The sequence below is a fragment of the Saccharopolyspora montiporae genome (genome assembly GCF_015209505.1).
Lineage (GTDB): Bacteria > Actinomycetota > Actinomycetes > Mycobacteriales > Pseudonocardiaceae > Saccharopolyspora > Saccharopolyspora montiporae.
Window position 1 is genome coordinate 245,521 of record NZ_JADEYC010000018.1, and the last position, 6,545, is coordinate 252,065.

General features: G+C 71.1%; 5 protein-coding genes and 1 pseudogene. 2 read left to right on the forward strand and 4 right to left on the reverse strand.

The window, feature by feature from the left end; all coding sequences use genetic code 11:
- Window positions 1-20: 20 nt before the first annotated feature.
- Together glpK and IQ251_RS12080 are read right to left on the reverse strand one after the other, a co-directional pair.
- The gene (gene glpK, locus IQ251_RS12075; protein ID WP_193928605.1) at window positions 21-1,523 is read right to left on the reverse strand and encodes a glycerol kinase GlpK; all 1,503 of its coding nucleotides are present in this window, start codon (window positions 1,521-1,523) and stop codon (window positions 21-23) included.
- Window positions 1,524-1,558: 35 nt separating this feature from the next.
- On the reverse strand, window positions 1,559-2,305 hold the full coding sequence (locus tag IQ251_RS12080) for an MIP/aquaporin family protein (RefSeq protein ID WP_193928606.1): 747 nt from the start codon (window positions 2,303-2,305) through the stop codon (window positions 1,559-1,561).
- A gap of 427 nt (window positions 2,306-2,732) precedes the next feature.
- On the opposite strand from IQ251_RS12080, the gene IQ251_RS12085 reads away from it, so the two are divergent.
- Both IQ251_RS12085 and glpD read left to right on the forward strand, forming a co-directional pair.
- Complete coding sequence (locus IQ251_RS12085) at window positions 2,733-3,566, forward strand: DeoR/GlpR family DNA-binding transcription regulator (protein WP_193928607.1); 834 nt, start codon at window positions 2,733-2,735, stop codon at window positions 3,564-3,566.
- Between the two features lie 160 nt (window positions 3,567-3,726).
- Complete coding sequence (gene glpD, locus IQ251_RS12090) at window positions 3,727-5,469, forward strand: glycerol-3-phosphate dehydrogenase (RefSeq protein WP_370591351.1); 1,743 nt, start codon at window positions 3,727-3,729, stop codon at window positions 5,467-5,469.
- Window positions 5,470-5,509: 40 nt separating this feature from the next.
- Here glpD and IQ251_RS12095 read toward each other — a convergent pair whose 3' ends face one another.
- A complete protein-coding gene (locus IQ251_RS12095; RefSeq protein WP_193928608.1) occupies window positions 5,510-6,319 on the reverse strand; it encodes an ESX secretion-associated protein EspG in 810 nt (269 codons plus the stop codon).
- A pseudogene (locus IQ251_RS19755) lies at window positions 6,316-6,545 on the reverse strand (PPE domain-containing protein); the annotation flags it as partial. The gene IQ251_RS12095 and the pseudogene IQ251_RS19755, both read right to left, overlap by 4 nt.

The window sequence follows — 6,545 nt, forward strand, 5'->3', positions numbered from 1 at the left end:
TCGTGTGGCTAGGGCCGGGCTCACTCCACCCAGTCGAAGGTCTTGGTGACCGCCTTCTGCCACTGGTGGTACTCGTGGGCCCGCCGGTCCGGCGCCATCTGCGGATCCCACTGCTTGTCCTTGGACCAGTTGGAGCGGATGTCCTCTTCGCTCTCCCAGAATCCGACCGCCAGCCCGGAGGCGTAGGCCGCGCCCAGCGCCGTCGTCTCGGCGACGGTCGGGCGGATCACCGGAACGCCCAGGATGTCGGCCTGGAACTGCATGAGCAGCTCGTTGGCCACCATCCCGCCGTCGACCTTGAGCGACTTCAGCGGGACACCGGAATCCGCGTTCATCGCGTCGATGACCTCGCGGGTCTGGAACGCCGTCGCTTCGAGCACCGCGCGCGCCACGTGCCCGCGGTTGACGAACCGGGTCAGCCCGACGATCGCGCCGCGGGCGTCGGCCCGCCAGTGCGGGGCGAACAGCCCGGAGAACGCCGGGACGAAGTATGCCCCGCCGTTGTCCTCCACCGTTGCGGCCACCTGCTCGATCTCGGGGGAGCTCCCGATCAGGCCCAGGTTGTCCCGCAGCCACTGCACCAGCGACCCGGTGACCGCGATCGAGCCCTCCAGGCAGTAGACCGTCTCGTTCTCGCCGATCTTGTAGCCGACGGTGGTGAGCAGTCCGTTCTCACTGAGCACCGGTTCGGTCCCGGTGTTGAGCAGTACGAAATTGCCCGTGCCGTAGGTGTTCTTGGCCTCGCCCGGGGACAGGCACGCCTGTCCGAAGGTGGCCGCTTGCTGGTCGCCGAGGATGCCGGAGATCGGGATGCCGCCCAGCACACCGCGTTCCCGGAAGTGGCCGTACACCTCCGAGGAGGAGCGGATCTCGGGCAGCATCGACATCGGGACGCCGATCTGCTCGCACAGCTCCGGATCCCACTGCAGCGTCTCCAGATCCATGAGCATGGTCCGCGAGGCGTTGGTCGGGTCGGTGACGTGCAAGCCGCCCTCGGTCCCGCCGGTGCAGTTCCACAGCACCCAGGTGTCCATCGTGCCGAACAGCAGCTCGCCGTTCTCCGCGCGTGCCCGCACACCGTCCACGTTGTCCAGGATCCAGCGGATCTTCGGGCCGGAGAAGTAGGTGGCCAGCGGCAGGCCCGTCTTGGCCTGGAACCGGTTCTGCCCGCCGTCCTTGGCCAGTGAGCTGACGATCTCGTCGGTGCGGGTGTCCTGCCAGACGATCGCGTTGTAGACGGGTTTTCCGGTCTTGCGGTCCCAGACCACGGTCGTCTCGCGCTGGTTGGTGATGCCGCACGCGAGGATCTCCGAGGTCACCAGATCGGCCTTGGCCAGCGCGCCCGCGCACACCTGCCGGGTGTTGCTCCAGATCTCCGACGGGTCGTGCTCGACCCAGCCCGCCTGCGGGAAGATCTGCCGGTGCTCGATCTGGTCGACCGCCACGACCTGCCCTGCGCGGTCGAAGATCATGCACCGCGTCGAGGTCGTGCCCTGGTCGATGGCGGCGATGTAGGAGCCCATTCTCGTCTACCTTCCGTTCTCGCGGCGTCGCAGGATCAAGTGGCGGGAAGGACGAGCGTCAGCGCCCCGGCCAGGATTCCGCCCAATGCCGGTCCGAGCAACGGCACCCAGGAGTAACCCCACTCCGCCGAGCCCTTGCCACGGATCGGCAGCAGCGCGTACGCGACGCGCGGGCCGAGGTCGCGGGCCGGGTTGATCGCGTAGCCGGTGGGCCCGCCCAAGGAGGCGCCGATGCCGATGACCACGAACGCGACGGCAGCGTAACCCAGGGCCGAGTTGCCGAACTCCGGGATGCCCGGGGTGTCTCCCGGACCGGCCTCGGGGCTCTGGATGACCCAGAAGACCAGGACGAACGTCGCGATGATCTCGGTCACCAGGTTCCACGGCTTGTTCGGCACGGTCGGTCCGGTGGCGAAGATGCCGCGGGTGCCGGCCGGATCATCGTGCGTGTCGAACTGGAGCTTGTAGACGGCCCAGCACAGTCCGGCACCGATCGCCGCACCGACCATCTGCGCGATGATGTAGGTGGGGACCTGGTCCCACGGGGTGCTGCCCTCGACGGCCAGGCCCAACGTCACCGCCGGGTTGATGTGCGCGTCGGTCGGGCCGGCGATGCTGGCGCCGGCGAACACCGCGAAGCCCCAGCCGAAGCTGACCAGCAGCCATCCGCCTTCGTGGCCGAGACTGCGGCGGAGGGTGACGTTCGCGGTGACCCCGCAGCCCAGCAGGGTGAGCACCGCTGTCCCCATCATCTCCCACAGGAAGATCTCGCCATAACTCATGCTGCCGTTCCCATCGGTATGCCGCCGTTGGCACAGGCGGGTTTTGCGGTGACTGCGACTGTCCGGCGTGGAGAGAGACGGGACCGTACTGCCGCATGGCAACACGTGTCCATGTCCGCCGCCAGTCGCCGGTATCCGCGCTGCTCCGACCCGCCCAGCGGGTGCGGGCGGCCGGGTGCCGGGTGCCCTGCGGGGCTCGGGCGCGCTGCGGAACGGGGGAGCGGGCGCGAGGAGTTCGCCGGAACGGGCACCGCTGCCACACCTTCCCCCATCGGAATCGACCCGGCTTCGAGCCGCGGGCGCGGTCACACTACCGTTGTTAAAACAAACATTGCAAGACTGCCTGTATGGTGTTTTTATCGACGTAGTTGGGGCTCGGTGCTGTGTCCATCGGAGCTCCCGACGGATGACCGCGAAAGGGAACGGGATGTCCGCAGCTTCCGGCCGGCGTCCGTCCGGCAAGCAGCAGGACCGGCGCCGCAGGATCACCGACCTGGTGATGGATGCGGGCACCATGCGCATCGACGACCTGGTGTCGGCCGTCGAGGCCAGCGCGATGACCGTCTACCGCGACCTGGCCGACCTGGAGTCCCAAGGACTCGTGCATCGCAACCGCGGGCACGTCTCGGTCGCCTCCTCCCTGCTGTACGAGGCGGCGGCCGAATACCGGGTGGAGCAGAACAGGGCGGAGAAGGAGCAGCTCGCCGCGGCCGCTGCCGAGCTCGTCGAGCCCGGGCAGGCGCTGATGCTCGACGACTCCACGACCGGCATGTACCTGGCCCGGCTGTTGCCGGACCGCGCGCCGCTGACCGTGGTGACCAACCACCGCGGCGTGTTCGACGAGCTCGTCGCCGCGCAGGGGATCCAGCTGATCTGCATCGGCGGCGACTACCTGCCGTGGGCCGACGCCTTCGTCGGTGGCATGGCGCTGGATTCGCTGCGCAACATGCGGGTGGACCTGACCGTCATGTCGGTGTCGGCGGTCACCGACGGGATCTGCTTCTACCCGCAGCAGGAGATGGTGCAGCTGAAGAAGGCCATGCTCGCCTCCGCCCGGCGGCGGGTGCTCTACGTCGACCACACCAAGTTCCGGCGGCGCGCGCTGCACGCGGTCGCCCCGGCCGAGGACTTCGACCTGGTGATCGTCGACGCGCAGACCTCCGCCGAGGACATCGAGGTGCTCCGCGACCGCGGAGCGCTGGTCGAGCAGGCGTCCGGGACCGCTTCCGCGCCCGGCGCCGGAAGTGCAGGTCAGGCATGATGACCGGCGCAACGCGGATCGGCACCGGGTCCGCCTCCCGCGTCGGTGTCGCACGGAGAACGAGGTCCGAGGCGAATCGAACAGCAACGTCCCGCACGGCGGCGAGCGCAGCACGCGGACCGGTCGGGTGCGGGTGCCCCGCGAGACAGGAGGACGTCAGGTGTCCAACCACGAGAACGTGAACCGCACCGGGTTGCAGGTCGGACTCGGCCCCGCTGAGCGCGCTGCGAACTGGAATAAGCTCGGAGCCGAGGAATTCGACGTCGTCGTCATCGGCGGCGGGGTGACCGGAGCGGGAGCGGCGCTCGACGCGGCCACCCGCGGGCTCAAGGTCGCCCTGGTGGAGGCGCGCGACCTGGCGGCCGGGACGTCCAGCCGGTCCAGCAAGCTCTTCCACGGCGGGTTGCGCTACCTGGAGCAGCTGGAGTTCTCCCTGGTCCGGGAGGCGCTGCGCGAGCGCGAGCTGATGCTCACCCGGCTGGCGCCGCACCTGGTCAAGCCGGTCAGCTTCCTCTACCCGCTGACCCACCGCGTCTGGGAGCGGCCGTACCTGGCCGCCGGACTGCTCATGTACGACACGATGGGCGGGGCGCGCTCGGTGCCCGGGCAGAAGCACCTGAGCCACGCCGGTGCGCTGCGGATGGCCCCCGCGCTCAAGCAGGACGCGCTGGTCGGCGGTATCCGCTACTACGACGCGCAATCCGACGACGCGCGGCACACCGCGACTCTCGCCCGCACCGCGGCCCGCTACGGCGCGACCGTGCTGACCTCCACCCAGGTCACCGGTTTCCTGCGCGACGCCGACCGGATCGCCGGGGTGCGGGTGCGCGACGTGGAGAGCGGCGAGGAGACCGAGGTGCGCGCGCAGGCGGTGATCAACGCGACCGGGGTGTGGACCGACGAGCTGCAGAAGCTGTCCGGCGGCCGCGGCCGGTTCCGGGTGCGCGCCAGCAAGGGCGTGCACATCGTGGTCCCGCGCGACCGGATCGTCTCCGAGAGCGGCATGATCCTGCGCACCGAGAAGTCCGTGCTGTTCGTGATCCCGTGGGGCAGCCACTGGATCATCGGCACCACGGACACCGACTGGCACCTGGACCTGGCGCACCCCGCGGCGACCGAGCACGACATCGACTACCTGCTCAAGCACATCAACACGGTGCTGGCCACCCCGCTGACCCACGACGACATCGAGGGCGTCTACGCCGGACTGCGGCCGCTGCTGGCCGGGGAGAACGACCAGTCGTCCAAGCTGTCCCGCGAGCACGCGGTCGCGCGGGTAGCGCCCGGGCTGGTGGCCATCGCCGGCGGCAAGTACACGACCTACCGGGTGATGGCCGCCGACGCGGTCGACGCGGTGGCCGCCGACGTGTCCGGTCGGGTGGCCTCCTCGATCACCGACCAGGTCCCGCTGGTCGGCGCCGACGGGTACCACGCGCTGGTCAACCAGGCCGACCAGCTGGCCGCCGCGCACGGGCTGCACCCGTACCGGATCCGGCACCTGCTCGACCGGTACGGCTCGATGATCCACGAGGTGCTGGCACTGGCCGCCGAGGACCCGTCGCTGCTGGAACCGGTGCCCGAGGCACCGAACTACCTGCAGGCCGAGGTCGTCTACGCGTGCAGCCACGAAGCGGCGCTGCACCTGGAGGACGTGCTGGCCCGGCGGACCCGCATCTCCATCGAGTACCCGCACCGCGGGGTGGACTGCGCCGAGCCGGTCGCCCGGCTGATGGCCCGGGTGCTGGGCTGGGACGACGCGAAGATCGCGCACGAGGTCGAGGTCTACGTGCAGCGGGTGGAAGCCGAGCGCAACTCGCAGACCCAGCCGGACGACCAGGCCGCCGACGCCAAGCGGTCCAGCGCTCCGGAAGCCCGCGACCGGCTGGTCGAACCGGTCGCGTGATCAGGCCGTCGGGGGCGGGCGGCGCCAGCCCGCCCCCGGCTCACCACCTCGCGGGCGTCTCGCCGAGCACCCCTCGAAGCAGCTCGGAGACGTGGCCGAGCAGCGTGCGCTCGTCGACCGGAGCCACCGTGCTCCACGGCTGCCCGGACGGCGAGCTGCGGCGCAACTGCAGGTACCGCCCCTGCGCGGTGTCGAAGAACCCCACCACGTGCCCGGCGCGGACCCGCCGCGCGGACCGGTTGCGGACCGCGGCGCCGAACTGGCCCGTCGCCGTCGGTGCCGCCACCATCCGCGCCAGTTCCTGCGCGTCGTCGCCGCGGACATCGCGGCGCTGCAGTTCCTGCGGCAGCCGCGACACGTCGTCCCCGGCCGCCGACGCCGCCTCGTCCAGTGCCGTGCTCGGGATGGACACCGACCGCCCTGGACCGGCGGGTGCGCCCGTCAGCACCGACAGCGCCTCCCGGGCGAGGCCGCCCGGTGCGGCCGGGCGCAGCGTCAGCGCATCGTCGCGTTTGATCACCAGCACCCCCTCGGCGGCCGAGTCCTGCGCCGCCGCCAGCACCCGGACGCTGCCGCCGGACCAGATCCGCGCGTCGACCTCCCGGTCCGGGCGGGCCAGCAACCGCAGCGCCCGCTCGATCTCCGGGTCGGGTTCCCGGGAACCGACCAGGCCGCGCGCGGTGAGCGCATCCCACGCCGTTCCGACCAGCTCGGCCCGCTCCTGCCGGGTGCGCCCCGGTGAGTCCACTTTGAGCACCAGCGGAACGGTGTCCAGCGCGAGGTGCTCGTTGAGCACGTCGAACTCCAGCGCCGACAGCTGCACGCCGCGGGTGTCGTGCGGCGCGGTCATCGGGTCTCGTCGCCGCCGATCACCGGGACGGCCGAAACCTGCGGTTCGTCGAAGAACCCGCCGCTGTCCCCGGATCGCTCGGTGACTTCCCGGTCCACCGGCCGCTCCTCCGGGGATCCGCGCGTCCGGGCGCTCCCGCCGCGGCTGTCCGCCCGTGCGCCGGATGCCGGGGCGGCCGCGCTGCGCGTGCCGGGCGCCGGGGTCCGCCCGGACCCGGACCGCCCGG